We start from the raw sequence: 25,302 nt of genomic DNA, 5'->3' as shown, positions 1-25,302 counted from the left end.
ATGCCGTATGCTGCACCTTATTGTGCAACACGCAATTCCTAAACACCGGGAGAAGGTATGCATCCGCTGATTTCAGCCAGTGATCTGGCACAGGCCATCCAACACGGCGATATCCTTGTGCTTGATGCCTCCATGGCGTTGCCGGGGCAGACCTTTGATCCGCAGCAGCGTTTTGCCAACGCCCATATCGCCGGTGCAGTGCGCTTTGACATCGACACGTTCTCTGACCCGGATTCCCCGCTGCCGCACACCATCCCCGGTCAGGCGCGCTTTGCCCGGCTTGCGACCGAACGCGGCATGGCCAACACGAAACGCATCGTGTTCTATGATCAGGACGGCATGGCGTGTGCGGCGCGTGCATGGTGGCTGACCCGCCTGTTCGGCCATGAACAGGTGCAGGTGCTCGAAGGTGGACTGACCGCATGGAAAAGTGCCGGCCTGCCGCTGGAAAGCGGGCCGGACCTTGCCGCCCCCGCCCCCTTTGTCAGCCGCCCGCGCTATGACCGGCTGCACGGCACGGGTGACGTGCTGGATATCGTGCACGGCCGCCTGCCGGGGCTGATCCTGGATGCGCGCAGCCGGGGCCGGTTCGAAGGCCGGGACCCCGAACCCCGCGCCGGGATCGAATCAGGCCACATGCCTGGTGCCCGCAGCCTGCCCTATACCGAACTGCTGGATGATAATGGCCGCTTCCTGCCGGCTGATACGCTGAAGGGGAAATTCGCGGGTCTTGGGGTTGCTGACACCACCGCCGTCACCTGTTCATGCGGCAGCGGCATGACCGCGTGCATGATCGCTCTCGCGCTGGTCAGCATCGGGGCGGGCGCGGGGGAGCCTGCGGTTTATGACGGGTCATGGGCGGAATGGGCGTCCACGCCTGATTCGCCCATCGTGTGCGGCGCGTAAGGGCGGACGAGATGACCGATCCCATGATGCTGGTGCCGCCTGACCTGCTTGAACGTGTCGTGCGCGGCTGGCGCGACATGTCCACGCGGCTGGTCCAGCTTGGGCGCGATACGCCCGAAGGCGACAGGGGCGTATTCGTCAATCCCGCAGCCGAGCGCGGATCGACCGTGCTGTTTTCCAGCCTGGAGGCCATGGACCGCGCCGGTCACGGCCGCTACGGGCCGGAACTGATATACGGCGCCATGGGGACCCCCATCCAGCACCGGCTGGAAGCGGTCATTGCCGAAATCGAGGGCGGAACCCATGCGCAGATCGTGCCATCGGGGCTTGCGGCCTGCACGCTGCCGCTGCTGGCGTATCTGGCGGGGGGAGATCACTGCCTGCTGTCCGATTCCGTCTATGGTCCCACCCGGCGCTTTGCCGACAGGGTGCTGCGGCGTTTCGGGGTGGAGATCACCTATTTCCCCCCCATGGCGACCGAAGCGGACCTGCGGGCGCTGGTGCAGCCCGGTACCCGCCTGATCTTTGCCGAAAGCCCCGGCAGCCATTCGTTCGAGGTGCAGGATGTGCCGATGCTGGGCCGTCTTGCCGCCAGCATCGGCGCGCGGCTGGTGGTGGACAACACATGGGGCATCGGCCTGTTCAACCCGTTTGCGCACGGGGCGCATGTATCGGTGCAGGCGCTGACCAAATATGCGGCTGGTCATTCCGACACCATCATCGGCGCGGTCACGGTGGCGTCGGATGCGGACTGGCGGCCACTGCGCGACACCGCGATACAGGCAGGCCAGACGGCGGGGCCGGATGACTGCTGGCTGACCCTGCGCGGCCTGCGCACCATGGGGGCACGGCAGGAACGCCAGGCGGCCACGGCGCTGGCGGTGGCGCTGTGGCTGCAGTCCAGGCCCGAAGTGCGGCGCGTGCTGCATCCCGCGCTGCCGTCATGCCCGGGGCATGAATTCTGGGCGCGGGATTTCAACGGCGCGTCCTCGCTGTTCAGCGTGGTGTTTGATGCCGGTTTCACGTCCGCCGACATGACTGCCATGATCGACGGCCTGCAGCATTTCGGTATTGGCGCGTCATGGGGCGGGTACGAAAGCCTTGTGCTGCCGACCACGGGCGGGATTTCACGTTCATGCCGGTCGGTTACGGCTGAAGGACCGGCCTGCCGGCTGCATATCGGGCTGGAAGCGGGCGGGCTGCTGGTGGCTGATCTGGCGCGTGGTCTGGATGGCATGTCTGCCGCCCGCGCAGGGCGGGGGACAGGCTGACGTAGATCAAGGCTGCGACAGGGCGGGGGTGAAACACTGGCCCCATACATGCCCCCGTCCGGCCATGCTGGCCGGGCGGGTGGCGCAGGTAACGGTGGCTCCATGGCCGGGGCCATGACATCGGAACAGAAGGTGCAAGATGGCTGGAAAGATGAAGGCTGCGGTTGTACGGGAATTCGGCAAGCCGCTGACGATCGAGGAACTGGACATTCCGCAGATCAACTCCAACCAGATCCTGGTCAAGGTCGATGCCTGCGGCGTCTGCCATACCGACCTGCATGCCGCCCGTGGCGACTGGCCCACCAAGCCCAGGCCCCCGTTCATTCCGGGGCATGAAGGCATCGGCCACGTGGTTGAGGTCGGCAGCAACGTCAACTGGATCAAGACCGGTGACGTGGTGGGCGTGCCGTGGCTGTATTCGGCCTGCGGGCATTGCGAACACTGTCTGGGCGGGTGGGAAACCCTGTGTGAAAAGCAGGAAGACACCGGCTATTCCGTCAATGGCTGCTTTGCCGAATACGTGGTGGCCGACCCCAATTACGTTGCCCACCTGCCGAAAGATATCGACCCGATCAAGACAGCACCCGTGCTGTGTGCAGGGCTGACGGTATACAAGGGCCTGAAGATGACTGATACCCGGGCCGGGGAATGGGTCGCCATTTCCGGCGCGGGTGGTCTGGGGCAGATGGCCATCCAGTACGCCGTGGCCATGGGCCTGAATGTGGCGGCGGTGGATATCAGCGATGAAAAGCTGGAAGAAGCGCGCAAGCTGGGCGCGCGCGTGACCGTCAACGCGCTGAAGCAGGACCCGGTCGCCTATATCCGTGAACAGACGGGTGGCACGCACGGCGTGCTGGTCACCGCCGTGTCGGACAAGGCGTTCAGTCAGGCCGTCGGTTATGCGCGTCGTGGCGGCACGGTGGTGCTGAATGGCCTGCCGCCCGGGGACTTCCCGCTGTCGATCTTTGACATGGTCATGAACGGCACGACCGTACGCGGGTCGATTGTGGGCACGCGGCTGGACATGATCGAAGCCATGTCCTTTTTCACCGATGGCAAGGTCACGACGGTGGTCAGCCCCGACAAGCTGGAAAACATCAACACCATTTTCGACAATCTGGAGCATGGCCGCGTGGAAGGGCGCGTCGTTCTGGACTTCCGTAACGGAGCGTAAGGCAACTTCGCGTTGTCGGGTGCGTTTGGGATACAGACACGGCGTGGACGCACCGGTGCGTCCACGCCCGTATTCGAAAACATTTAGGACGGGTAGGATTATGATGAAAAAAACGCTGATTCTGGCAGGGCTGTGCGCAACCGGACTGAATGTCGCAACCCTGACCCCGGCACTGGCGGATGCCTGCGACGGTGTAACGGATCATGCGGAATGTGAGGTACGTCTCAAGTCACATGAAACCAGTGCGGAGACCCGTGAAAAGGCCCATGAAGCGCACGAAAAGGCCGCCGAGAAGACCGACAGCGCCAAGGACTGGGGCGACCGGACCGGCAAGAAGCTGGATAACTGGGGCCACAAGACCAAGGGCGATATGAGCCAGTTCTTCACCGGGCATCGCTAAGCGGGTTATTTAAAGGAAAGTCATGGAAGTTTTTGGATGTCGTCTTTTTTAAAGGCGGCGTTCCTTCGGGCTTTTTGAAAAAAAGCTTTTCCCAAAACTTTCTTGGGGCTGTTGGGAATTGAGTTTTCTAAAGGGCCATGATGTGTTTCAAAGACCATATGGATCGCTTCATACTGACGGATGCCCAATGGGCGAAAATGGAACCGCTGTGCCTTGGCAAGAAGACGGATCAGGGACGCAGCGGGAAGGATAACCGCCTCTTCATCGAGGCGGTCCTGTGGATCGCCCGGACCGGTAGTCCGTGGCGGGACCTGCCGACGTATTTCGGACATTGGAACTCGGTTTATTCGCGCTACAGTGACTGGATGAAAGCCGGTGTTTTCAAACGGCTTTTTGACGCTGTCTCTGACGATGCCGATATGGAATACGCGATGATTGACGGTACGGTGGTCCGGGTTCACCGCCACGGCCAAGGCGCAAAAGGGGGACCCGAAGCCAGGCGATAGGGCGGAGTGTAACGGGGTGGTCAACGAAGATCATCGCCATGACCGACGCCTTGGGTAATCTGGTCCGCTTCACGCTTATCCCCGGCCAGCATTACGATACGGTCGGCGTTGCGCCTCTTCTCGAACCAGCTGATTTTAAAGGAATTCTTGCTGACAAGGCTTTCGATGTCCACTGGATCGTGGACGCCATACGCGCGCAAGGGGCCTGCGTGGCCATCCCCCAGCGCAAAAACCGCCTCGACAGACGCCCGTTCGATGGGGCCCTGTTCAAAGCACGCCATCTCATTGAGAACTTCTTCTGCAAGCTCAAGGAGTTCAAGCGCATCGCCATGCGCAGCGAAAAAACAGACAGATCATTCGAAGCCATGATCTATCTCGTTGGCGCAATCATTAATTCAAGATAATTCCCAACAGGCCCTTATATCTTGCCGGTCGGGTCGAAGGATATCTGGGCGTGTATGACTACCGTCCCATCCCGTCCGGGAAGGATATAAAAAAGGGGGGCGACGCCATTCGGCATCGCCCCCCTTTTTTTATATCACGCCAAGCGATCAGGAATGGTGGTGATCGCCCGCTTCATGTTCGCGCCAGCCTGCTTCCAGCGTGTGAAGGAAAGTCTTGAAATGCTTCTTCACCTCGTCAGGGGACGCCTTTTCCATCACTTCCTTCTTTGCGGCCGTCAGGGTTGCGGCGGCATGGATCAGGGCGGCGTGGATGACGTCTGTCGGTTCTTTGGCCATGGTCGTATTCTCCCGTTGGGTTGATGGACAGAGGATGAAATACGGGACGGTAGCTGGCAACCGTTGCGCCTGCATGACTGCCGGTCCCTGCTACCCCTTGAAACCGCACGGGAATGAAACGGGGGGGAACCCGCACCGTGCCATATCGTTGAACGGACTGAACACCAACCTGTATGGGATAAGATATGTTTTTCAGGCGTACCGTTCTGGCCCTTGCCACCACGACAATCCTTGCCCTGCCACTTACGGCCGGGGCGGAACCGGGGGGCTGCGTCAAGGGGGCCGTCGCCGGTGGGGTGGCGGGCCATTTCGTTGGCAGTGGCCATGGCAAGGGCGGGGCGGCGGCCGGGTGTGCCGCTGGCATGGTGCGACGCCATCACGCGCGCAAGGAAGCGCGTGAAAACCAGCAGCAGCAGCCCGAGAATGGCCCGCCTGAAGGGGCATCGCAGTCTGCGCCGCCGCCCAATAACAGTGGCCAGTAAAAGACCGGTTGAAAGAAGAAGTTTTTGGTAAAGCTTTTTTCAGAAAGCTTTAGGAGGCGCCGACTTTTTGAAGAAAGTCGGCTCCCAGAAACTTTTATTACTTTTTACTGTCCGGTTACTTTCAGAAAGCCTTCCGTCAGGGCACGGACCTGACGGAAGATGCCCCCATGGCGCGTGCGAAACACATGGTCAGCATGTTGTGCGGGTCGGGGTTTATACCTACGAAAATGATGTCCTTGCGCACATAAAGCAGCTTGTGCCGTGGCCCCATCGTGACCCGGGGCAGGATAACCGGCTGGTCACGGGCGACCTGTTCGCGCGTGCTGGCCACCTGGTCGCGGCTTATGCGGGCCAGTTGCGTAAGATCCGGCACCACGATTACCATATGCATGACAACCAGTCCGGCACAGCCCAGCGCCACGACCGCGCTGAAGCCGCGCCCGACAGGGCAGGTAAACAGCAGGCAGGTCAGGTAGCTCACCAGCAGCACGCTGGCGGGAAAGGACACCCGCGCGGCCAGTGCTTCGCGCGGGAACATGAGCAGCAGCGCCATGTAGGCCAGCGACAGTCCGACAAACCATATCCCGTGCCCCGCGCGCAGGCAGGCGGGAAAAGACAGATGCCGTCGGCCCAGAAACAGGCCAATGCCGATCATCATCACAAAAGGCACCCAGAACGGGTCAAACAGGCTGCCAAGATTGCCCAGCAGTCCATCCAGCCGGTCGATGACCGGGCTGGGAACCATGGTACGCATGCGCACGTAGTTGCCCGGCGCGATTCCCAGTACCAGCGTGCCTGCGCCATGGCTGCACAGCAGCGCCCATGGCGCGCGCTGTCCGCGTTTCCATGCATGCAAGACATATCCGAGCAGTACCAGCGTCAGCAGCAGCGAAAGTGGTTCAAGGAACGTGGCGATCAGGAAAACGGTAACATGCTGCGCCATGTTCATGTCGGTGCGGCGTGATACGATGCGCGCCAGCAGCCACATCTCTCCCGCCACGGGCCACAGGTAGCCGATGGCCCCGGTTTTCCATAACGCGACCTCGCCAATGGTGCGGGGCAGCCACCACAGCATGAGGAACACCAGCAGGTACTGCACCATCCCGTCTCGCCAGTGGACAGGGGCGGGCTGCCCCGCCACCGCGCGGCACATATGCACCACCACATGCACCAGAAAGGTGAATATGGCCGCATTCACCACTGCGAAGGCCACGAGTGAGCCATAGGGCCGCAGGTCCAGCACGAAAAAGGTCACCAGCGTGGTGAACCACCGCCCCGTCCAGAAATTGTAATTGCCCCATACAATGCGCATGATGGTGGCGGGGTTGAAGGGCATGGTGCGGCAGTAATCATCCGCCCATAGCGGCGTGACCCAGTTGGCCCACAGCAGGAAGACAAGGCACAGCGCCAGCCCCACCCGTGCGCCGGGTTCGGGACGGGGGAAGATGCTTGCGGGTGGTTTCATTCGATACTGGGCCTCTGCCGGTCCGGGGTTCCGTCATGACGGTGGGGGTCTTACGGAAAAACGATATGCTCTGACCCCGGGCCGTTCGTGCAATTGATCCGTGACTGGGGTTGTATCATGGATCGGTGCTGCCGCATCGCCTATGAATCCAGCCTGACCGGCCCCGTCAATTACGATCATGCCGGAGATCAGGGGATAGAGCCACGTGTTACAGCCTGCCGATCAATCCGTCGCCTCCCCGCATGGCGCGGTACCCGTCACCCCGGCCACTGCCGGGTCTCCGCCACCATCCTCCGGTGCTGGCGGGGGGGCGGCACGCGCGGCCCTGACCACGGCATGTGCGGGGTTGCTGGTGGGACTGGATACCGGGCTGATCGCGGAAGCACTGGGCTTCATCGGTCGTGATTTCCATGCTTCTGCCCGGGCGCAGGAATGGGTGGTATCGGTTCTGATGGTGGGTGCGCTGCTGGGATCGGGTGGTGCGGGGGTGTTTTCCAGCCGCTTCGGCCGCAGGCTGGCGCTGGGTACGGCCACGCTGCTGATCGGGCTGGGGGCGCTGTTATGTGCCACGGCGGGCCTGATCGGGCAGATCCTGCTGGGGCGGTTCCTGATCGGGACGGCCATTGGCATCTGCACCTTTACTGCGCCGCTGTATATTTCCGAACTGACGACGGGACGCATGCGCGGCACCATGGTGACCACCTTTTCCATGCTGCAGTCGGCGGGAATCCTGCTGGGATATCTGGCTGGCGGCATCCTGTCGGGTGGGGGGCACTGGCGGCTGATGGTGGGGTTGCCGGTCATTCCGGCGGCACTGCTGTTCATGGGGTGCGCGTTCCTGCCATCCAGTCCGTCATGGCTTGCGGCAAAAGGCAGGTTTGGGGAAGCCCGCAAGGTCCTGCGCAGCCTGCGTGGGGATGAAGCGACGGCGGACCGGGAACTGGACAACATCCGTCGCGAACTGGGCGCGGGCAAGCCGGCGGGCGGCTTTGCCCTGCTGCGCACCAAACCGTTTTTCCGCCGTTCCGTCGCCCTTGGCATCGGGTTGCAGATCATGCAGCAGCTGACCGGCATCAATGTGGTGATGTATTACGCGCCCAAGATACTGGAGGGCGCGCATTTCGGCACCTCCGCCGCCGCATGGGCTACGGTCATGGTCGGTGCTGTCAATGCGGTGGTAGGCGTGCTGGCCATCTTCATGGTCTCGCGCTGGGGGCGCAGGCCGCTGCTGGTGACAAGCTGTGTCATCATGGCGGTGGCGCTGGCTGCCGCTGGCGTGATCGAGGGGATGCACCTGCAGGGGCCTGGCGCGGTACTGGCGCTGATGGCGGCGTTGCTGGTATTCGTGGCGGGGTTTGGCATGGGGGCCGGGCCGCTGGTGTGGACCCTGTGTTCGGAAATCCAGCCGATCGAGGGACGGGATTTTGGCGTTGCCTGCTCCACGCTGGCCAACTGGGGCATGGACTGGGCGGTCAGCAACACGTTTCTCAGTATTGTGTCAGTGGCCGGGGCAGGCTGGACCTTTGCCGGGTTCAGCGTGATGAACGTGGTGTTCGTGCTGTTTACGCTGGCACTGGTGCCCGAAACCCGTGATGTGCCGCTGGACGTGATCGAACAGCATCTGGAGGCCGGTCGACCACTGCGTGAAATCGGGCGTTAGGTCTGATTGGCAGGGGCGTAACCCGTTGCCGTGGCCTGGGGCATCCTGTTTCAATCATGATCTGGATGCAACGGCATGCGGTATGGTTGTCGGGGCGATCCTGCCGTCATGTCAGTCGCATTATCATGTGAATATGCCTGTTCATTACATCCTGTTGGAACAGAATGAAGAACACAAGGCAGGAATTTTCTTTTTTCACTTGATGTGTATGAGTAAGGAAAATGTATTATTGTAATTTAATTTAGTATCTAAAGGTAATTGAATATTAAGGTCCCAGATCTGCCCGCATTTTTCCGTAATGGCGGTTCCTGTATTCCTGAATCGCTCTTCATCTTTCAGATTTTTGAAACCGGATATTTTCGGATCATCCATATTCATGTGCCTGGTCAGACAGTCTTCTTTTCAGATCATCAGATGGAGGCAAGGGACCGGGATCCATGTCGTCTTATTCTCCCTGTGTCATATCCCATGATGGGAAGCGGTAATATTCCGCCATAATCCTGATTGCCTTCATTGCATCGGTCCCCGGCTGTAATGCAGCAGCATGGCCCCCATGGCGGCCATGTGCGTGCCAGCGCCCAGTACGACCATCACATGCCACAGCGCATTGGAAAACGGCATGTTTTCACGCATGTAGAATACAACGCCGATACAGAAGAACATCAGTCCCAGCACGATCAGGAAAAAGACAGGTGTCGGCAGCGTCCACACCAGCGGGTCGGGACACAGGAAGAAAACCCACGCAACACACAGATAGGGCACGACGTGAAAGCGGCGTGACCACGTGAAGAAACACATCTTGGCCAGTACGCCCGTTCCGGCCATGGCCCACAACAGGGCGCAGAACCACAGACTGCCCCGGCCATGCCCACCCAGAAGGATGAAAGGGGTGTAGGTTGCGGCAATGGCGACAAAGATTACGGACTGGTCAACACGTTGCAACCCGCCCTTGAGCCAGCATGACGGGCAGAAATTATAGGCGGCCGAGGACAGGCACGTGCCCAGTATTGCCCCGCAGTACAGCAGCGTTACCCCGGACTCCAGCCCCGAGTGGGACACCATGGCGGTATGTACCAGCCACAGCACGCCATACCCCAATCCCACCACGCCAATGACATGCACCAGCAGGTCGGCCGCCCGTTCGGACAGGGAATAGATGGGAAAACGTGTGCGGGTATTCATGGCAGCGGAAAATACTCCTTATTTTTCCGCAGGTCCGGTCCCATATAATGAATAAGTCTGTTTCCATATATGCAAAAAAGATCATGCCTGCGTGAATTGTCCCGCAGGCTGGGTCCGTTACCTGCCCATCCGGTTGTCTACGGATCATACAGTTCACGTCACATGATGGAGTGCCGATCCGTATCCTGCAAAAAGGTGGTGCAGGCAGGGCATATCTTTATGCTGCAAGGGAATAATGGAAACACTCGGCTGCTGTGTTTCTTTTAAAAGCCTGCCTGAAAAAATATAAGAAACTTCTTGGTAAAGCTTTTTTCAAAAAACTTGCGAAGACGCCGCCTTTGTAAAAAAGACAGCACTCCAAATTTTTGATTTATCAAAACATCATTTTAAACGGTTGCAGTAGAATGAACCGGAAAACACGGGGGCGTACATATGCCCGATCCGATGTTCCCCGGTCCCGGCCCTTAGCGGGCCGTGCGTTCGCCCTTGACGTGGTTGCACAGGGCCTTGATTTCGGTTGCCGTGATGCCTTCGGGGTTGTGCTGGGCCTTTTTGGCGATTTCATGATCGGCCTCGGTGGCGCGGCCATGTTCCTTGGCGACGTGCTGGCCCAGGGAAATCACCTCTTCCTTGGTCAGCAGCTTGGGTTCCTTCAGGCCCTTGTCCGCCAGCTTGTGCATGTGTTCGCGTGCAGCGGCGGTGGGTTTGTCAGTCATTATGGGCAATCCTGTCTGAATGATGCGCGGTATGCGCGTGGATGGATGATATAACGTATGGCAGGGCAGGAAAACCAATAGGGTACACATGCCCTTGCGTCATATTTCACATATCTGGTCAGCCGTCCCGCAGCATAAAAGGGGAGCACCAGAAGGGACAGACATGCCAGACCCCATTGACCACGCACCCGACAGTGCGCTTGCACGCCTTGCCCCCACCATGGCGCTGACGGGCCAGCAGCAGGCCCTGAAGGCGGAGGTGATGGCCTTCTGCCGCGCCCACCGGGCGGATGACCACGCGCTGTTCATTATCGAAGGGGATGCGGGAACGGGAAAGAGCCTGCTGCTCAACACCCTGTTTACCGCGATACAGGATGCGGCGCGGGGCAGGGACGCGCAGGACCCGCTGCATGACAGCCGCAACTGGCTGCTGGTCAACCATCCGGAAATGATCAAGCTGTACCGAAATATTTCCGAAACCCAGCCCTGCCTGCGCAAGAAGGATTTCGAACGCCCCACCACCTTCATCAACCAGATGTCGGTGCGTGACGGCCGGGCCGATATCGTGCTGGTGGATGAGGCGCACCTGCTGCTGACCCGCAGCGATCCCTACAACCGTTTCCGGCAGGATAACCAGCTGGCGGAAATCATCCGCCATGCCCATATCGTGGTCATCATATTCGACGCCTGTCAGGTGCTGAAGTTCAAGAGCCTGTGGAATGACGCCACATTGCGCCAGCTTGTGGCGGGCTACCCGGTCGTGACCCGCAGGCTGGACCAGCAGTTCCGCGTGCATGCCCATGCGGATGTCATGGCGTGGATCCACGCGCTGCGTGACGGCAGGCTGCTGGCCCTGCCGGCCCCGCAGCCCTTTGATTTCCGGATCTTTGACGACGCGCAGACCATGTACGAAGCCATAAGGCAGCGCAACGACCGGTATGGTCTGTGCCGCATGCTGGCGACGTATGATTATCCCTATACCCTGAACGGACAGGATCATTTTATTACCGAGGGGCGTTTTCACCTGCGCTGGGACCGCGCCATGCCACAGGCGCGCCTGCCATGGGCGGAACGGCCCGATACGATTGATGAGGTCGGTTCGGTCTATACCATTCAGGGGTTCGACCTGAATTACGCGGGTGTGATCCTTGGCCCGTCCGTGACCTGTGACCCCGCCACCGACCGGATCGTGGTCGATCCGTCACGGTATGAGGACAGGGCGGCCTTTACCGGGCGGGATGGGGTGGACAACCCGCAGGCGGTGATGGAACGCATTATCCTCAATTCCATCAACGTACTTATGACGCGGGGGAGCAGGGGGCTGTATATCTACGCCAGTGATCCACGGCTGCATGCCCGCCTGTCGGCGTTGTGGAAAGCCCGCGCGGCCGCTCCGGTGGTGCAGGCATGCGCCGCTGACCAGACGGTAACATAGCTGCTGGCTGTGGCGACAGGCGATCAGGTAGAGAATGTCATAATGCCGGACAGGCCGCACCATGCCATTTTTCGGGCAGGAAAAGCGGCGGTCAGGGCGTTGCGCCTGCGGTCGGTCTTTGATGCCTGCAAGCCCGTTCTGAAACGGCGCGCAGGTCAGGAAGACGTTTTTGGTAAAGTGTTTCCAAAAAACTTCAGGGAACACCGCCTTTTGGAAAAAGGCGGCACCCCGGAAACGTTTATCCTGAAACAGCCAGTCAGCCGCGCTGGCCCAGACGCTGCAGGTAGGGCAGAATTTCAGAGCCGGATTCAATGGCATGGCCCAGCACGGTTTCAACCAGCGTGGCCAGCTTCGCAGCATCAAGACCAGCAAGGGTCACGCTGAGGTCATGCTTCTGGGAATCGGACAGGCCGGGCGCCTGGATGATGCGCCGTTCAATGGCCGCCTTCATGGCGTCCGTGGTGAAGGGCATGTCGATGATCTGGTCTTTGCTCATGGCCGTCATTCCTGAATGGATTGAGTGATGCGGCCATCGTACGGGCTGCCGGTTTCCCGGCAACCTCCTTGCGCGCGATGCGGTTATGCGTTTGTCATCATGTATGGGGGAGGGGGCGTTCAGCCCTGTTCGGACCGCTCCATGGCGGCCATGCGGTGCAGGCGGGCGGTCTGGGAAAACCCCCGCATTTCCTGTGCGATGCCCTGACGCTCCAGCCGCCGCAGGCCCGTGGCGTAGCCGATTTCCTGTTTCAGTTGGCCCAGCAGCATGTTGGTGCGACCGCTAAGCATCGTCTTGAAACGATCCATGTCAGACCTTTCATCCAATGGAAAGAATGCTGCGCCATGCGCATGTCAGACAACAGCATGATGCATATGTTCATGCAACAATTAATGCATATCTGACAGACAATTAATGCATAGGGTCTGCCGTTGCGCCTGCCACATGACCCGTCCGGCCACGCCCATGGCCGTATTTCGCGCCTGCGCCAGCCTCCATCGTATGTCCGGTGCCCATTGGGGGACGACTGGCACGCGGGACGGTTCCATGTCATTATTTTATCGAAATAATAATTTTGGAAAGTACCCGATCAATGCGCAAAGTCGTGGCCCTGCTTGCCGTTACGGCCCTTCCGGTCCTGCTTCCCCCCATGGCGCTTGCCGATGTGATGCCGCACCCGCAGGCGGATGCACAGGCGCTGGACCTTGCGGAAAAGGCGATCGCGCTGCGCTCGGTCGCCGGGCCGGACAACAGGACGGCGGACGTGGCCAAACTGTTCAGCAAGGCACTGGTGGCCGGTGGTTTTTCCAAAAAGGACATTCAGATCGTCCCGGTGGGAAAAACCATGTACATGACCGCCACGTGGCATGGTACCGACCCGTCGCTCAAGCCGCTGGTGGTGCTGGGCCACATGGACGTGGTGGAGGCGAAACCCGCTGACTGGAAGCGTGATCCGTTCACTCCGGTGGTGGAGAACGGCTACCTGTTCGGTCGTGGGGCCACGGACATGAAGCTGGATGATACGCTGGCGATTGCCTCCCTCATCGAACTGCGGCGCGAGGGTTATAAGCCGAAGCGTACGATCATCCTTGCTTTCTCCGGGGATGAGGAAACGGACATGCATAGTGGTGCTGCTTTGGCGGACAAGCTGTCTGATGCGGGCATGGTGCTGAATGTCGATGGCGCTGACGGCGTGCTGAACGAACAGACCGGCAAGCCGGAATATTTTGCCTGGGCAGCGGCGGAAAAGACCTATGCCGATTACGAACTGACGGTGACCAACCCCGGTGGCCATTCGTCCGAACCCCGGGCCGACAACGCGATTGCCGAACTGTCGGCGGCCCTGTCGCGCATCCAGAAATACCAGTTCAGGCCGGAGGAAAATGACATTACCCGCGCCTATTTCGAAGGGGCGGCAAAGCTGGAGCCGGGCAGGCTGGGGACGGCGATGAAGGCGTTCGCCGCCAACCCGGCGGACCGGAAGGCAATTGCAACCCTGTCGGCCGACCCGTCCATGGTGGGCAAGATCGGGACGACCTGCGTCGCCACGATGGTGAACGGGGGCCATGCGCTGAACGCCCTGCCGCAGCGGGCGACGGCCAACATCAACTGTCGCATCTTCCCCGGCCATTCCAAGGCTGACATCATGGCCGAACTGCAGAAGGTGATTGCCGACCCGAACGTGCAGGTGCGTGACGTTTCGGTCGGGTCATCGGTCGCGACCGACGCCTCCCCGATGGATAAGGGCTTCGTTGACGCGGTGAACAAGGCGATCCACAGCGTGTATCCCGGCCTGCCGGTCATCCCGTCCATGGAGGCGGGGGCGTCGGACAACATGTGGTTCCGCGCCCATAACGTGCCCAGCTATGAAGCCAGCCCGCTGTTCATCAAGCCGTCGGAAAACTTCATGCATGGTCTGAACGAACGTACGCCGGTGGCCGCCATTGCGCCGGGCGTGGACTTCCTGCTGTCCATCATTCCCGACCTGTCCAACTGAGAGTATGTTCCAGACGCCGCCTTTGTTTCAAAAAGGCGGCGTTTCCCTACGCTTTCCCATACACCTGCAGCGGGTCATGCCCGGGAAAGGGATGCGCGCCTGCGCCCCGGTGATGGCTAACCTGCGTGGGGCAGGATGCAGGCCTGCCGTGTTTCTGATAGGGCAGGGACAATGTCCCGAACCATGCAGGAAGCCGTAATGCCGACAACTGTTCTTTATTCGCCTGATGATGTGCGCAGGCTGCTTGCCAGTGGCGACGCGGTCGTAATCGATGTGCGCGACCGCAAGGATTTTGACGCGGGTCATATCCCGGGTGCGGTCAACATGCCCGACATCTTTACCTATCTCGCGGAAACCACGCAGGACGGGCTGCATATGCTGCAGCAGACATTCGCCAGCCTGTTCGCGGATTACGGGCTGGATGGAAAAAAGACCGCCATCGTTTACGAAGATGCCCTGCACACCCGCTATGGCGCGTCATGCCGGGGTTACTGGATCCTCAGTTACCTCGGTTATCCCGCCGTCGGTATCCTGGATGGCGGACTGAGCGCATGGCGCAGAAGTGGCGGGGCACTGACCACCGAAACCGTCACGCCCGCGCGCACCACATTCCCGCTGCATATCAATGCCGGTCTCATGGCCACATATGAAGATGTGCGCGCGGCCCTGGGATCGCCCACGGTCAGGCTGCTGGATAATCGTGACCGGGTGGAATGGCTGGGTGAAAGCTCGTCGCCGTATGGCGTCGATTTCGCCCCGCGCAAGGGACGCATGCCCGGTGCGGTGTGGATCGAGTGGTATGACTTCATGAAAGTCACCGACAACCACGCTGCCTTCCGCAGCGCCGATGAAATCCGCGCCCTTGCCGCCAGCCGTGGCCTGCGGCCCGATGATGACATCATCATTTACTGCTTCAAGGGCGCGCGGGCGGCCAATACCTATGTCGCGCTGGCATCCGCCGGTTTCAGTCGCCTGCGGATTTACATGGGTTCGTGGAACGAATGGTCCCGCAATCCCGCCCTGCCGATCGAAGATGGTCTGCCCAAGGCTGCGGCCCCGTATCGGGAACGCCAGGCGTAACTAGAAGGTGTCCTGCTGGGCAAAAGACGCTTTTGGCGAATCTTTTTTCAACAAGCTTCAGGAAACGCCGTCCTTTTCTCCAAAGGCGGCGCCCTGAAACTTTTATCAATGTGTCATTTTAAGGCGTCGGAACACACCCACGATTACTGATGGGGGACGGTGGGGCTGTCGGACGCGGCCCATGTCGGGCTGGTGACGGTGCGGGCAGTGTCTGGCGCGCGGCTGGTCAGCAGGTACCATGCAACGGCCCCCAGCACGATGGCCCCACCACCCATGACCGCCCCGGTCGGGCGTTCGCCATAGAAAAACCAGACCCATAACGGGCCAAGGGGAACATCCAGCATCGAGACGAAGCCAGCCTCGCCCGAGGAAATCAGCTGTCCGCCCTTCAGCAGCAGCATATAGGCCACCCCCATCGTCAGGATACCGAACAGGGCACAGGCCAGCAGGGACTGGAACGACGGGATATCAGGCCGCATGAAAGGAACGGCCACCAGCATGCAGATCCCTGACATCAGGGTGATGATGATGGTCATGTCCAGCGATGGATACCGCTTCACCTGTACCAGCTGTGTTGCGAAACCAATTGTCATGATTACGGCCGCGCCAATCCCCAGCAGGTCGCGCGGGCCTGCCGCCGCCCGGCCCATGATGGCAATGCCCGCGATTGCGATACCGCCCGCCACAAGAAAACGCATGGTGACCCGTTCGCGCAGCCAGATGAAGGCAATGCCCGTGGTGATGAAGGGCAGGGCGGCATAGATGATCATGACATTCGCTACGGTCGTCATCCGCAGGGCCATGACATAACAGATGGCCGATACCACCGACACGGCTACGGCGCATGCTCCCGGCCATCCCTGCCGCAGGATGACGCGGCCAAGTTCGCCCCGGTAATGCACGACGGCAAAGCCACCGAGCGTCACGAAGGAAAAGAACGATCGCCATGCCACGATGGTCCACGTGTCCAGATGACTCATCCGCACAAACAGGCCCGCCGTACTCCACAGCACGGCGGACAGTGCAACAAGGAAAATGCCGACAGTGCGGCTGTGAAGGCGGTCCATGACGGCTCCGAAGGCGGCTGCGCGTCACATATATCCGATGATGATATGGGCAGCTATTGCGAAATCGGAACATTCTGGCATGCCAACCTTGTCCGGGTGGCATACATCGCGGGCCGGTGGCGCAGATCCGTGGGACGGCATGGCAATCTGCCGAACCGCTGCCCTGGAAAGAGACGCCGGGCGCAGGCGGATGGCGCTCATGATAAATTATGATATCGTAATGACTTCGATGCCAATATCGGAAGGACCGGGCAAAGTGTACATACGGAATTCGTTATACGTGATCGCCTGCCTTGCAACCGCGATGCCCGCAATGGCAGCACCCGCCGGCCAGCCCCTGCGCGCTGCGGTCACCGCATCCACCCGTACCCCCGATCTGGTGGCACGCGACGGGGCACGGCATCCTTACGAACTGCTTTCGTTCTATGGTGTCACGCCACGTGCCACAGTTGTGGAGATATGGCCGGGCGGTGGTTACTGGACTGAAATCCTCGCACCGCTGTTGCGGGACAAGGGCATCTATTACGCCGCGATGGGCGTGCCGGACGGGACGGAGGTCGAGCGTGAATATGCCGACTGGCCCGCGGCGATGAAGGCCCGTGTCGATGCGCATCCGGATCTTTATGACCGTATTCGTTATACGGAGTTCGGGCATGCCCACCCGGATCTGGCGCCAGCGGGCACCGCCGACGTGATCCTGACCTTCCGTAACCTCCATAACTGGATGCAGGACAAGGATACGCCCGAGTTGCTGGCGGCTGTTCACAGGGCACTCAAACCCGGCGGCATCTTCGGTGTGGAAGATCATCGCGCCCGCCCGACCCGGCCGCAGGATCCCGCAGCGGAAAGCGGATATGTCCGGCAGGATTACGCGATTGCCCAGATCGAACGTGCCGGATTCAAGCTTGTCGGCGCGTCGGAAGTCGCGGCCAATCCCAAGGATACGACGGACTGGCCAAAAGGTGTGTGGACACTACCGCCCACCTATGCGCTGGGGGCTGTCGATCATGCGAAATATCAGGCGATTGGCGAAGGCGACAACTTTGAGCTGAAGTTCCGCAAGGTCGATTAGGGACTGCAAGCAACAGACATGACGGCAGCCTGTACATGTATTTTCGGACAGGACTGTCATCCAATCTTTTGCCGGGGCCGTACTTTCGATCAATAAGACAGGCCAGCATACAGGCTGGTCGGTTACGGCCGGGGGCAGGGCGTCGGCTATGGCAAGCTGCCGGTTGTATCCGTCGTGACGGGGGTGGTCGGGAAAGGCAGATTCGCGCAGCGGGTCAGGCCGGTGCCGTCATGACCGGGCTGCCTGCCCTGGGTGGACAGTCATGGCGGCCAGCGAAAAGGCCAGCATACCCATGGGCGTCGTCATATATGCTGACCGCACCACAAACGGCAGGCACGAAGCGCCGCAACAAAGGTCACCTGTTATCGTTTAGAACAGGAGAGTGCTAAAAGCAGGGGAATATGGATTGCCAAAACAGCTTGCAACAGGGCCGGATGATGGTCCTGAAAAAGTCTAAAAATGTAAGGAAAATCAATCCTAACGCAGATGGTAGCGGTGGACGGATTTGAACCGCCGACCAAGGGATTATGATTTTCCTGTTTCTTCAATAAAATCAAATGGGTTGGTCGGAAAATGCCCATGTGGAGCACACGGGAAAATCACGAGTCGTTTAAAGAGTGACTAACGGTTTTTTCGATTCGGATTGCCATGCGTTCCAACGAACGGAACGGTTGGTAGCGGCTGGATGCATTCGGCTGTACTCCAGCTATCAATCATAGCTTGTACACGGCCACGCAGTTCCTCCCGATCGGCGATCAGCCGGGCCGCCTCGGCGTGCCGGGCATCATCGTTCTGTGCCAGCATCTCGGTCTCGTATCCAAGCTGCCGCGACATCTCGACATCTGGTAGCGACGACAGCGGAGCGTAGGCCACGGGCAGGCTGACCGTGTGACCGCGCGTCCGGGTGGCATCGCCCTGCACGCTGAATGTGGGCGCTGTCGTGATCGCTCCCACGGTGAATTGTCCGCCCTGCGTGAACTGCCCGGATAGCTGCAAGGTCACATCGCCCGCAATCGTGCCCACCACCGGATCGGCCCGGTCCTGACTGCACTGTGCCGCCCGGACGGCGCGGACGAATAGCGCGTCCTGATCCGGGGTCCAGTCGCCCGCGTGCGATACCGACACCACCCCGGCCTGCGCCAGACTGGACTGGATGCCTGCCATGGCCTGCGGAATGGTCGTGCTGACCTTGGCCGGATGGACTGCGCAGCCGGACAGGCCAATCATGCAGCCGAGCAGGAAGGCTATCCGGTCGCCCCGGTTCACGACACACCCCGCAGATATGCCGCGTTGGCCTCAACCAGAGCCGCCCAGTCGTCACCAGCCGGATACAGGCCACCGGGGGCGTGCAACTGTCCCCACGCCAGCCCATGCGCCTCCATGATGCGGGACCGGACCCAGCGCCATGTGGCCTTTTGCTTGCTGCCCCATGTCAGCAGCGTGACCAGATCGGTGTCGGCGGTGCCCGCATAATCCCACAGCAGCAGGCAGTGGCCACCCGCGCTACCCGGTGTCGGATCACCATGGTCGGCCGGACTGTCCGTGTCCCATACGGGCGGCAGGTTGCCGTCCTGGTCCTCCCACATATCCGCCGTGGCAAGCTGCACGCCCAGATAGGCGGCAGACAGGCCAGCGGTGATGTTGCGGATCCCGTTCAGGTCACCCGGATCGGCGCTGCCCCAGAGCGGGAACAGCGTCTGGTCCGCCAGCGTATAGCCATCGCGCAGGGCGGTCGTCAGTACGTCCACCTCCACGCCGCCATTATCCGTTGCCGGATTGCCGGGCACATAGCCAGTGGAGCGGGAATAGAACTGCACGGCGGCAGACGTGGTTACGGCAATCTGAAAGCCCGCCAGCGCAGCCGTGGCGCGCAGGTGATTGCCGATGCCCGCGCTGGTACAGTCGCCCAGCACGTCATTGCCCAGCAGAAGCGGCGCGGGGTCAATGTGACTACGGTCGAGCCAGGCAGGGGCCTGCCGGGCCATGAAGCCCCGCATGGCCGAGATGGAGGGCTGGCCCGAACGCGTCTGCGCGAGATGACAGCCGAGCATTCGCTGTGTCATGTTGTACCTGTCTGAATTTTATGGGATCATTGACGGATGACAGACCTGATCTCACGAGCCGATGCGTTTGCTGCGGCAGCACACGCCAGCATCAATCAGCGTCGCAAATACACGGGCGATCCCTATATTGTGCATCCGCGCCGTGTTGCGCAGATCGTGAAGGACACCGGTGCCCGCGATGAGGTCATCGCAGCAGCGCTCCTGCATGACGTGGTGGAAGATACGCCGGTCACGCTGGAGGAAATCAGGACTGAATTTGGTAAGGATGTAGCGGCGCTGGTCGAGATGGTGACAGATGTCAGCCGGCCAGAAGATGGCAACCGCAAGGTACGGAAGGCGATGGATCGGGATCATCTGGCCCTGGCCTCGGCCGAAGGTCAGACCATCAAGCTGGCTGACCTGATCGATAATACGGCATCCATCACCCAATATGATCCGGGATTTGCGAAGGTCTATATGCGGGAGAAAGTGGAGCTTCTTGGCGTTCTCAAAAAAGGAGACATCACATTATGCCAGCACGCTTCAGCTCTTGCAGAGCGGTATGGTACCAAACGGTGATGCTTATCTAAATTAGAAATGTCGGCTTACGCCTACATGTCAGACATCCAAAAGGTTGTGGCGGTTCCCCGAAAGCCGACATGTTTTTACCCCCCCCTCCCGCTTAACCGCCGGTCGGCTAAATGAATTTGAATTAAACCAACGGAAGTCACTTTTAGGTCGGTCATTTAAAGTTCTATGACACAATTTTCAAAATAGAAAATATATTGCGCAATTAAATGCTTCGGATCAGCTTAAAATTTCTAAAAATAAATATTGATAATTGTCCTAACATTAATGATGGCTTGCGGGAGATATAATCTCCGAGTATCTATGAAATTGAATAGATTGTAGGAGGAATATCGCTATGGTTTGGTCAGAGATAAATTATATGATTACCCCATATAATGATGCATACAACTACAGAGAGAAAGATAAAAAAGAGTTCTTCTCAAAAGTTTTTGTTAAAACAAAAGTATTAAACGACTTAAAAGATAATAGCATCTATTACCTGATAGGAGAGAAGGGGACAGGAAAAACAGCATATGCTGTTTGGAACGAAAATAATCCAAGCAGAGATATGGTAAGTAAACTTACCGTAATGACAGAAACTCAGTATAAAAGATTTATTTCCCTCAAAAAAGATAATAAACTTCAATATAGTGATTATGCTAATATATGGAGGTCCATACTTTTATTCTTATCTAGTCAAATGATTATTGAATCATCAGGAAATAATATTATTCACAGGATGTCTGGAAAATTTAAAAAATTGCAAAAAGAATTAGAGGCTTGGACAAAAAACTCTTTAAACCCAGAGATGGAAACTGCTTTTGATGCAATCAATAAAATGGCTTTTTCTGCTGGTTTAGGAAAAAAAGATATTGCATCTATTTCGGCGACAGAAAATGGCGAATTTCATGACACCACAAAAATTATTAAACATCATCTATTGGAAAGAGAGAATGGGTTTAAGGAAGCTTTGAGCGATATTAAACTACCAAAAAATCATGTAATTTTTATTGATGGAATAGATTTCCGACCTGAGAATATACCGCATAACGAATATATTGAATGCATAAAAGGGCTAGGCGAAGCTTGCTGGCAGTTGAATTCTGATTTCTTTTCTCGAATAAAAGATAGTAAAGGGCGCATACGTATTGTACTTATATTACGACCAGATATATTTCATTCTATGAATATATACAACTCCAACTCTAGAATTAGAGACAATTCTGTTTTTATTTCGTTTTCAAAGGTTGATGATTTTTCGAGTGGGGATATATTTAAAGTTTGCGACAAGTATTTCGAAAGTCAGCAAAAAGACAAGAAAAAATACAAAGAATCTATGTTTCATTACTTTTTATCGAGAGAAAATAATGAATGTCTTTTTAATAATTTAAAAAAAATAACATATAATAGACCACGAGACTTCCTCACTTATATAAAAATGGAAATAGAAAAAGTTAAGAATGGTGAAAAAATATTTGATCAATTTACAGAATTAGACGTAAATTTTATATCAGATGATTTTTCAGACTACATTGTCGGGGAGATGAGGAATTATGCATCATTTTATATAGAGCAAAAAGATTTTGATAAATATATAAAATTTTTTGATATTCTTAACGGTAGAAATACATTCACGTACCAGAATTACATTGGATATTATAACAAATTTAAAGAGGAATCGAAAAAATTTGATGATTTCAACAATAAGTACTTAAATAGACCAATTGACCTTTTGCAGTTCTTTTATGACGTAGGATTGATTGGCTATAGAGAAAGATTATCTGATGGAACTGGATATCATTATTACTGGTCATTCCGAGAAAGAACTCCAAACAAACTTAATCCTCAAGTGAAACCAACAGATCATCTTATGGTGAATATGGGGGCGTCTAAATCATTAAATGTTGGGAAATCTTTTTCTTCTTGATGTAGAGTAAATTAATAATGGTGATCTGCGTGACAGAGAATGTCGATTTTGGAAAGATTATTCGTAAACCCGACATTCCGTAGTCCCCCCCAAGGCAGTCATATTGACGCATGTCCAGTTCTTACTCCAGCCCACGATCCTGTAGCTGCACCGCCATATAAAGCGCATGCAGCCTAAGCGGGATCGTGACTAGTAACCCGATGAGGACGACAACGCCGCCCGCACCGGAGATGACGCCCTCCATGAAGGGCGTCATCGTGAATTGCTCGCCAAATATGCGTAGAGAAAGAAGGAGGCGGCGACCCCACTTGTGAGGCCGCTGATCCAGAGAAGAAGGGCAATGACCGGGTTCATGGTTACCCCTGCGAAACTACAAAGACATCAATCTTCCCGATGGCCGCATTCGGGTTGACGGGTGCCACGCCATGCAGGCGCGGCCCGGACATGTCCACCATGGCCTTGAGCAGGTCGATCAGCGTTTCGGCTGCCCCCGCCGCCGTTTTGGCCTCGGATACCACGCTGCTGGACAGGCTCGACGCAGTGCCGGTGATAGTGGAAATGATGAGCGTGTCCACCTTCTCCACATCAGCAAGGATACTGTCGAACGCAGCTTTCACGCTGGCGCTGTCATAGCTGACAGACGTGCTGGACCCTGCGGCGGACTGGAACGCGGCCAGCGCGGATTTCAGCGATGCGATGACGGTGTTGGCCAGTGCGAGATTGGCGGTGCCCATGCCCGACGCCACGAACGACACGTTGATGGCCGTGCTGGCAAAGGACAGGATCGCGTTGCCGTAGTCTGTGACCTCGGCCACGTTCAGGGTGACGGTTGTAACATTGCCGGACGTTGTGGTCGTGCAGGCCGCCAGCGCAGTGGCGGCAACAAGGGCGGATGAACCGCGCAGGAAGGTACGGCGGGTGGGGTTCTGCATGGCAGGCTCCATAAAAAAACCGCCTTGCGGGCGGCCAGAAATGTTTTGTCGTGTTTTGCTCGCTTCGGTTTCAGGATGGCCATAATCCTGAAACGTCACGATGTTTGTCTGTCTGTGCGGGCCGGGTTGTGCAGCAGCCTCTGACTGGCCTGGCCCGCACCTCAGGAGTAAGGAACGACAGCGGGCATGGGCAGGGACAACTCGTCTTCCCGGTCGCAGAGGTCTCTGCCCAGCCTGTCGTAGCATTCTGTTTTTCAGTACGATTTTCCCATGCCAAGGAACCGGCGACCGCCATCGATGGCGACGAAGTTTACACGCTGGGTCATGGACCAGTTTTCCAGTCTTGATATGAAAATAGTCCACCTGTGCCACAACACCGCAGAAAACCGGCGTTTTTCGTGTGATGCAGGTGGACCAGTTTACAGACCGGCATGTCGGGCTATGTAAGGCTGATCGGAAAGCAAATTATAAAATTTGTTCTAATTGCGTGACGAAGCCAGCATCTTTACCCATTCAGACTGATGGTTCTGTGGGCAGTCCGAACAATTGCAACGGCCTTCTTGGGAGCAGGGGAAGGCCGTATGCAGTTCCATCAGTCAGGCGTAGGCTGTTGCCGTTCTGATCATCAGCAGCAGCCTACGTCTTTATTTTTACAAAACTTTCAGTGCGCAGGCTGACCAGGCACGACCGGGTGCGGGGCCTCGGCCCTGGCGGACGCAACCGTGGCGGCCACTGTTGCCGGCTTCGCCTCGATCGCGGTTTTCAGGTCAGCAACACCGCCCACGATCTTCGTGACGGCGGCATCCACACCGGCAACGTCGAGGTTCGGGGCCGCGCGCGCGACAATCACGGGGATCAGCAGCTGCAGCACGGTGCCGGCCAGCTGGATGTCAGCCTGTGTTGCGGCCGTGTCACGCTTACCCAGAACAGTTTCGAGCAGGCCTTCCAGCGCGGGGATGGCGGTGCTGGTGGTGCTATCTTCGGCCATGTCTGGCGTCTCCATATGAAAAAACCGTCTCGGGGGCGGTTGGGGTATCCGGGATGATTGAATCGGGCCAGCCAGTCAGACCGGCGGGGAAGCGCGCGCCGGTGGCCTGCCCGGCCGGGTGGAACCGGGTGGCACATCAAGGCGCTGCTCAACTTCCTTGCGCGGAACCGTTGCGGGGACCATCGCGGCCTTTTTGCCCGGCTGGTAGGCGGGCAGGTTCCAGCCGCGCGCCTGGGCAATGGCGGTGACGATGGTCCAGACCAGCACCCATTTCGACGTGGGGTCAGGCGGCCGCCAGAACCGCGCGATCAGGGCGCAGGTCGAGATCAGGAACGACACGATGACCACGATGTCACCGGCATACTGCGCGGGGAGCATCGACAGGACATCCTGCAGGAGGGAGACAGGATCCATATCAGGCCTCAACGACAGGCTGTGACGGGGCAGGCGCCGCGTGCAGCGCCTGGTCGATCTGGGCCAGACCGAGATGACCCGGCCCGTTCTCCACTGTTGCGATCCCCGCGATCAGCGCCCGCTGGGTGGCCGGGTCGCGCAGGTCCAGCACGGTATCGGGCTGCACGCCCATATGGCTGCAAAGGGCGTAAATATAGGCTCCGGTGGGGTTCTCGCTGGCGGGCGCATAGACGGATATGATGGCGGAAACCGTGGTCAGCCCCCGTTCACCATAGCGCAGCAGCTGGTCGCGCAGCGCGCGGATGCCATCCGCCATGGTGGGGAAGGCGGCAAAGCGGGGGCAGGGCACGCCGGTTTCCAGATGCGCGCCGGGCTGTCCCACATAGTTCAGGTTGCCGGGGTTATTGTTGCGGATGCCGCGCGGGATTTTTACAGTCATGTCATGGTTCCTGCGTTCAGGGATGCCCATCGTGCAGGAGATGCGTGACCCAGTCGCAGAAGGGCGGATAGGCGAACAGGGCGGCCGCCACGGTGCCGATGACGGTGATCAGGCCGACGGTCGCGGCCCCGATAATCTTGATGGCCTTCATGCCACCGATCAGCTGGCCCATACATGCGCGCATCTCGGTCGACAGGGTACGGACCTCGACCCGCAGGGCGCGCAGGTCCGTCTCGGTTGATTCGACCTTGGTCTCGACACGGACAAGCCGGTCACGCAGCTGGGGGTCTTCACCGAACCCCAGCACTCTCCACAGAATGAACATCAGATTTCCAGGCAATA

27 protein-coding genes are annotated in these 25,302 nt (G+C 58.3%); 13 read left to right on the top strand and 14 right to left on the bottom strand.

From position 1 onward, the window contains the following. Positions 1–57 precede the first annotated feature (57 nt). The 5 genes from ACE2AA_RS06120 (at position 58) to ACE2AA_RS06100 (ending at position 4,661) form a co-directional block, all read left to right on the top strand. On the top strand, positions 58–906 hold the full coding sequence (locus tag ACE2AA_RS06120) for a sulfurtransferase (protein WP_141260301.1): 849 nt from the start codon (positions 58–60) through the stop codon (positions 904–906). A gap of 11 nt (positions 907–917) precedes the next feature. After that, positions 918–2,177 carry a cystathionine beta-lyase gene (metC, locus tag ACE2AA_RS06115; RefSeq protein ID WP_141260300.1) on the top strand — a complete coding sequence of 420 codons (1,260 nt, stop codon included), beginning with the start codon at positions 918–920 and terminating at the stop codon, positions 2,175–2,177. Between the two features lie 139 nt (positions 2,178–2,316). After that, the gene (gene adhP / locus ACE2AA_RS06110) at positions 2,317–3,351 is read left to right on the top strand and encodes an alcohol dehydrogenase AdhP (RefSeq protein ID WP_141260299.1); all 1,035 of its coding nucleotides are present in this window, start codon (positions 2,317–2,319) and stop codon (positions 3,349–3,351) included. Between the two features lie 100 nt (positions 3,352–3,451). Next, positions 3,452–3,751, top strand: a complete 300-nt coding sequence (locus ACE2AA_RS06105; protein WP_395371732.1) for a hypothetical protein — start codon at positions 3,452–3,454, stop codon at positions 3,749–3,751. Between the two features lie 158 nt (positions 3,752–3,909). Further along, a protein-coding gene (locus ACE2AA_RS06100) for an IS5 family transposase (RefSeq protein ID WP_395372138.1) occupies positions 3,910–4,661 on the top strand; the annotation gives its coding sequence in 2 pieces (ribosomal slippage) (positions 3,910–4,240 and positions 4,240–4,661; 753 coding nt in all). A 147-nt stretch (positions 4,662–4,808) separates the two neighbouring features. Here the strand turns inward: ACE2AA_RS06100 and ACE2AA_RS06095 are convergent. After that, complete coding sequence (locus ACE2AA_RS06095) at positions 4,809–4,997, bottom strand: hypothetical protein (protein WP_141260298.1); 189 nt, start codon at positions 4,995–4,997, stop codon at positions 4,809–4,811. A 185-nt stretch (positions 4,998–5,182) separates the two neighbouring features. On the opposite strand from ACE2AA_RS06095, the gene ACE2AA_RS06090 reads away from it, so the two are divergent. After that, entirely contained in the window at positions 5,183–5,479 is a 297-nt protein-coding gene (locus ACE2AA_RS06090) for a hypothetical protein (RefSeq protein WP_141260297.1), read from the top strand. Between the two features lie 136 nt (positions 5,480–5,615). Here the strand turns inward: ACE2AA_RS06090 and ACE2AA_RS06085 are convergent, their stop codons facing one another. Next, positions 5,616–6,944, bottom strand: coding sequence for a DUF6056 family protein (locus ACE2AA_RS06085; protein ID WP_395371730.1), 1,329 nt, complete (start codon positions 6,942–6,944; stop codon positions 5,616–5,618). Between the two features lie 205 nt (positions 6,945–7,149). Between ACE2AA_RS06085 and ACE2AA_RS06080 the strand changes: the two genes are divergently transcribed. Continuing rightward, positions 7,150–8,604, top strand: coding sequence for a sugar porter family MFS transporter (locus ACE2AA_RS06080; protein ID WP_141300299.1), 1,455 nt, complete (start codon positions 7,150–7,152; stop codon positions 8,602–8,604). A 510-nt stretch (positions 8,605–9,114) separates the two neighbouring features. On the opposite strand, the gene ACE2AA_RS06075 is transcribed toward ACE2AA_RS06080, so the two are convergent. Both ACE2AA_RS06075 and ACE2AA_RS06070 read right to left on the bottom strand, forming a co-directional pair. Then, positions 9,115–9,786, bottom strand: coding sequence for a PAQR family membrane homeostasis protein TrhA (locus ACE2AA_RS06075; RefSeq protein WP_395371728.1), 672 nt, complete (start codon positions 9,784–9,786; stop codon positions 9,115–9,117). 464 nt (positions 9,787–10,250) lie between these two features. Then, positions 10,251–10,502: a hypothetical protein gene (locus tag ACE2AA_RS06070; protein ID WP_141260293.1), complete on the bottom strand. Its 252-nt coding sequence runs from the start codon at positions 10,500–10,502 to the stop codon at positions 10,251–10,253. Between the two features lie 163 nt (positions 10,503–10,665). Here ACE2AA_RS06070 and ACE2AA_RS06065 point away from each other — a divergent pair, with 163 nt between their 5' ends. Further along, the gene (locus ACE2AA_RS06065) at positions 10,666–11,937 is read left to right on the top strand and encodes a DUF2075 domain-containing protein (RefSeq protein WP_395371726.1); all 1,272 of its coding nucleotides are present in this window, start codon (positions 10,666–10,668) and stop codon (positions 11,935–11,937) included. A gap of 256 nt (positions 11,938–12,193) precedes the next feature. Here the strand turns inward: ACE2AA_RS06065 and ACE2AA_RS06060 are convergent, their stop codons facing one another. Then, entirely contained in the window at positions 12,194–12,433 is a 240-nt protein-coding gene (locus tag ACE2AA_RS06060; RefSeq protein ID WP_025438756.1) for a hypothetical protein, read from the bottom strand. Positions 12,434–12,552: 119 nt separating this feature from the next. Then, the gene (locus ACE2AA_RS06055; protein ID WP_193557639.1) at positions 12,553–12,741 is read right to left on the bottom strand and encodes a CsbD family protein; all 189 of its coding nucleotides are present in this window, start codon (positions 12,739–12,741) and stop codon (positions 12,553–12,555) included. Positions 12,742–13,025: 284 nt separating this feature from the next. On the opposite strand from ACE2AA_RS06055, the gene ACE2AA_RS06050 reads away from it, so the two are divergent. Together ACE2AA_RS06050 and ACE2AA_RS06045 are read left to right on the top strand one after the other, a co-directional pair. Continuing rightward, positions 13,026–14,429: a M20/M25/M40 family metallo-hydrolase gene (locus ACE2AA_RS06050; protein ID WP_395371724.1), complete on the top strand. Its 1,404-nt coding sequence runs from the start codon at positions 13,026–13,028 to the stop codon at positions 14,427–14,429. 171 nt (positions 14,430–14,600) lie between these two features. Continuing rightward, on the top strand, positions 14,601–15,509 hold the full coding sequence (locus ACE2AA_RS06045) for a sulfurtransferase (RefSeq protein WP_141260288.1): 909 nt from the start codon (positions 14,601–14,603) through the stop codon (positions 15,507–15,509). 143 nt (positions 15,510–15,652) lie between these two features. Here the strand turns inward: ACE2AA_RS06045 and ACE2AA_RS06040 are convergent, their stop codons facing one another. Continuing rightward, on the bottom strand, positions 15,653–16,576 hold the full coding sequence (locus tag ACE2AA_RS06040; protein WP_227000832.1) for a DMT family transporter: 924 nt from the start codon (positions 16,574–16,576) through the stop codon (positions 15,653–15,655). Positions 16,577–16,856: 280 nt separating this feature from the next. On the opposite strand from ACE2AA_RS06040, the gene ACE2AA_RS06035 reads away from it, so the two are divergent. Beyond that, entirely contained in the window at positions 16,857–17,648 is a 792-nt protein-coding gene (locus ACE2AA_RS06035; RefSeq protein WP_227002381.1) for a class I SAM-dependent methyltransferase, read from the top strand. A 621-nt stretch (positions 17,649–18,269) separates the two neighbouring features. Here the strand turns inward: ACE2AA_RS06035 and ACE2AA_RS06030 are convergent. Continuing rightward, positions 18,270–18,914: a hypothetical protein gene (locus tag ACE2AA_RS06030; RefSeq protein WP_395371722.1), complete on the bottom strand. Its 645-nt coding sequence runs from the start codon at positions 18,912–18,914 to the stop codon at positions 18,270–18,272. Next, the gene (locus tag ACE2AA_RS06025; protein ID WP_395371720.1) at positions 18,911–19,711 is read right to left on the bottom strand and encodes a hypothetical protein; all 801 of its coding nucleotides are present in this window, start codon (positions 19,709–19,711) and stop codon (positions 18,911–18,913) included. Before ACE2AA_RS06025 ends, ACE2AA_RS06030 begins: the two co-directional genes overlap by 4 nt. 36 nt (positions 19,712–19,747) lie before the next feature. Here ACE2AA_RS06025 and ACE2AA_RS06020 point away from each other — a divergent pair, with 36 nt between their 5' ends. Both ACE2AA_RS06020 and ACE2AA_RS06015 read left to right on the top strand, forming a co-directional pair. Beyond that, the gene (locus ACE2AA_RS06020; protein WP_395371718.1) at positions 19,748–20,269 is read left to right on the top strand and encodes an HD domain-containing protein; all 522 of its coding nucleotides are present in this window, start codon (positions 19,748–19,750) and stop codon (positions 20,267–20,269) included. A gap of 346 nt (positions 20,270–20,615) precedes the next feature. Next, positions 20,616–22,187, top strand: a complete 1,572-nt coding sequence (locus tag ACE2AA_RS06015) for a P-loop ATPase, Sll1717 family (protein ID WP_395371716.1) — start codon at positions 20,616–20,618, stop codon at positions 22,185–22,187. A gap of 356 nt (positions 22,188–22,543) precedes the next feature. Here ACE2AA_RS06015 and ACE2AA_RS06010 read toward each other — a convergent pair whose 3' ends face one another. The 5 genes from ACE2AA_RS06010 to ACE2AA_RS05990 all read right to left on the bottom strand — a co-directional run bounded on the left by ACE2AA_RS06010 (position 22,544) and on the right by ACE2AA_RS05990 (position 25,285). Next, a complete protein-coding gene (locus ACE2AA_RS06010) occupies positions 22,544–23,119 on the bottom strand; it encodes a hypothetical protein (protein WP_395371714.1) in 576 nt (191 codons plus the stop codon). A gap of 661 nt (positions 23,120–23,780) precedes the next feature. Continuing rightward, positions 23,781–24,107 carry a hypothetical protein gene (locus ACE2AA_RS06005; protein ID WP_395371712.1) on the bottom strand — a complete coding sequence of 109 codons (327 nt, stop codon included), beginning with the start codon at positions 24,105–24,107 and terminating at the stop codon, positions 23,781–23,783. A gap of 75 nt (positions 24,108–24,182) precedes the next feature. Next, positions 24,183–24,521 carry a hypothetical protein gene (locus ACE2AA_RS06000; protein ID WP_395371710.1) on the bottom strand — a complete coding sequence of 113 codons (339 nt, stop codon included), beginning with the start codon at positions 24,519–24,521 and terminating at the stop codon, positions 24,183–24,185. Position 24,522: 1 nt separating this feature from the next. Then, positions 24,523–24,960 carry a structural protein gene (locus ACE2AA_RS05995; RefSeq protein WP_395371709.1) on the bottom strand — a complete coding sequence of 146 codons (438 nt, stop codon included), beginning with the start codon at positions 24,958–24,960 and terminating at the stop codon, positions 24,523–24,525. 16 nt (positions 24,961–24,976) lie between these two features. Beyond that, positions 24,977–25,285 carry a hypothetical protein gene (locus ACE2AA_RS05990; protein ID WP_395371707.1) on the bottom strand — a complete coding sequence of 103 codons (309 nt, stop codon included), beginning with the start codon at positions 25,283–25,285 and terminating at the stop codon, positions 24,977–24,979. Positions 25,286–25,302: the final 17 nt, after the last annotated feature.

This window comes from Komagataeibacter diospyri (genome assembly GCF_043995075.1).
Classification (GTDB): Bacteria; Pseudomonadota; Alphaproteobacteria; order Acetobacterales; family Acetobacteraceae; genus Komagataeibacter; species Komagataeibacter diospyri.
This window is presented reverse-complemented; position numbering and strand designations above follow the sequence as displayed.

Bases quoted from the DNA above. Each gene is read 5' to 3' on its own strand.
- ACE2AA_RS06090 (WP_141260297.1), top strand. From the start codon at position 5,183: ATGTTTTTCAGGCGTACCGTTCTGGCCCTTGCCACCACGACAATCCTT.
- ACE2AA_RS05990 (WP_395371707.1), bottom strand. From the start codon at position 25,285: ATGTTCATTCTGTGGAGAGTGCTGGGGTTCGGTGAAGACCCCCAGCTG.
- ACE2AA_RS06020 (WP_395371718.1), top strand. From the start codon at position 19,748: ATGACAGACCTGATCTCACGAGCCGATGCGTTTGCTGCGGCAGCACAC.
- ACE2AA_RS06000 (WP_395371710.1), bottom strand. From the start codon at position 24,521: ATGGATCCTGTCTCCCTCCTGCAGGATGTCCTGTCGATGCTCCCCGCG.
- ACE2AA_RS06015 (WP_395371716.1), top strand. From the start codon at position 20,616: ATGGTTTGGTCAGAGATAAATTATATGATTACCCCATATAATGATGCA.
- ACE2AA_RS06120 (WP_141260301.1), top strand. From the start codon at position 58: ATGCATCCGCTGATTTCAGCCAGTGATCTGGCACAGGCCATCCAACAC.
- ACE2AA_RS06105 (WP_395371732.1), top strand. From the start codon at position 3,452: ATGATGAAAAAAACGCTGATTCTGGCAGGGCTGTGCGCAACCGGACTG.
- ACE2AA_RS06025 (WP_395371720.1), bottom strand. From the start codon at position 19,711: ATGACACAGCGAATGCTCGGCTGTCATCTCGCGCAGACGCGTTCGGGC.
- ACE2AA_RS06010 (WP_395371714.1), bottom strand. From the start codon at position 23,119: ATGCAGAACCCCACCCGCCGTACCTTCCTGCGCGGTTCATCCGCCCTT.
- ACE2AA_RS06065 (WP_395371726.1), top strand. From the start codon at position 10,666: ATGCCAGACCCCATTGACCACGCACCCGACAGTGCGCTTGCACGCCTT.
- ACE2AA_RS06055 (WP_193557639.1), bottom strand. From the start codon at position 12,741: ATGGATCGTTTCAAGACGATGCTTAGCGGTCGCACCAACATGCTGCTG.
- ACE2AA_RS06040 (WP_227000832.1), bottom strand. From the start codon at position 16,576: ATGGACCGCCTTCACAGCCGCACTGTCGGCATTTTCCTTGTTGCACTG.
- ACE2AA_RS06075 (WP_395371728.1), bottom strand. From the start codon at position 9,786: ATGAATACCCGCACACGTTTTCCCATCTATTCCCTGTCCGAACGGGCG.
- ACE2AA_RS06050 (WP_395371724.1), top strand. From the start codon at position 13,026: ATGCGCAAAGTCGTGGCCCTGCTTGCCGTTACGGCCCTTCCGGTCCTG.
- ACE2AA_RS06085 (WP_395371730.1), bottom strand. From the start codon at position 6,944: ATGAAACCACCCGCAAGCATCTTCCCCCGTCCCGAACCCGGCGCACGG.
- ACE2AA_RS06005 (WP_395371712.1), bottom strand. From the start codon at position 24,107: ATGGCCGAAGATAGCACCACCAGCACCGCCATCCCCGCGCTGGAAGGC.
- ACE2AA_RS06095 (WP_141260298.1), bottom strand. From the start codon at position 4,997: ATGGCCAAAGAACCGACAGACGTCATCCACGCCGCCCTGATCCATGCC.
- adhP (WP_141260299.1), top strand. From the start codon at position 2,317: ATGGCTGGAAAGATGAAGGCTGCGGTTGTACGGGAATTCGGCAAGCCG.
- ACE2AA_RS06070 (WP_141260293.1), bottom strand. From the start codon at position 10,502: ATGACTGACAAACCCACCGCCGCTGCACGCGAACACATGCACAAGCTG.
- metC (WP_141260300.1), top strand. From the start codon at position 918: ATGACCGATCCCATGATGCTGGTGCCGCCTGACCTGCTTGAACGTGTC.
- ACE2AA_RS06060 (WP_025438756.1), bottom strand. From the start codon at position 12,433: ATGAGCAAAGACCAGATCATCGACATGCCCTTCACCACGGACGCCATG.
- ACE2AA_RS06045 (WP_141260288.1), top strand. From the start codon at position 14,601: ATGTCCCGAACCATGCAGGAAGCCGTAATGCCGACAACTGTTCTTTAT.
- ACE2AA_RS05995 (WP_395371709.1), bottom strand. From the start codon at position 24,960: ATGACTGTAAAAATCCCGCGCGGCATCCGCAACAATAACCCCGGCAAC.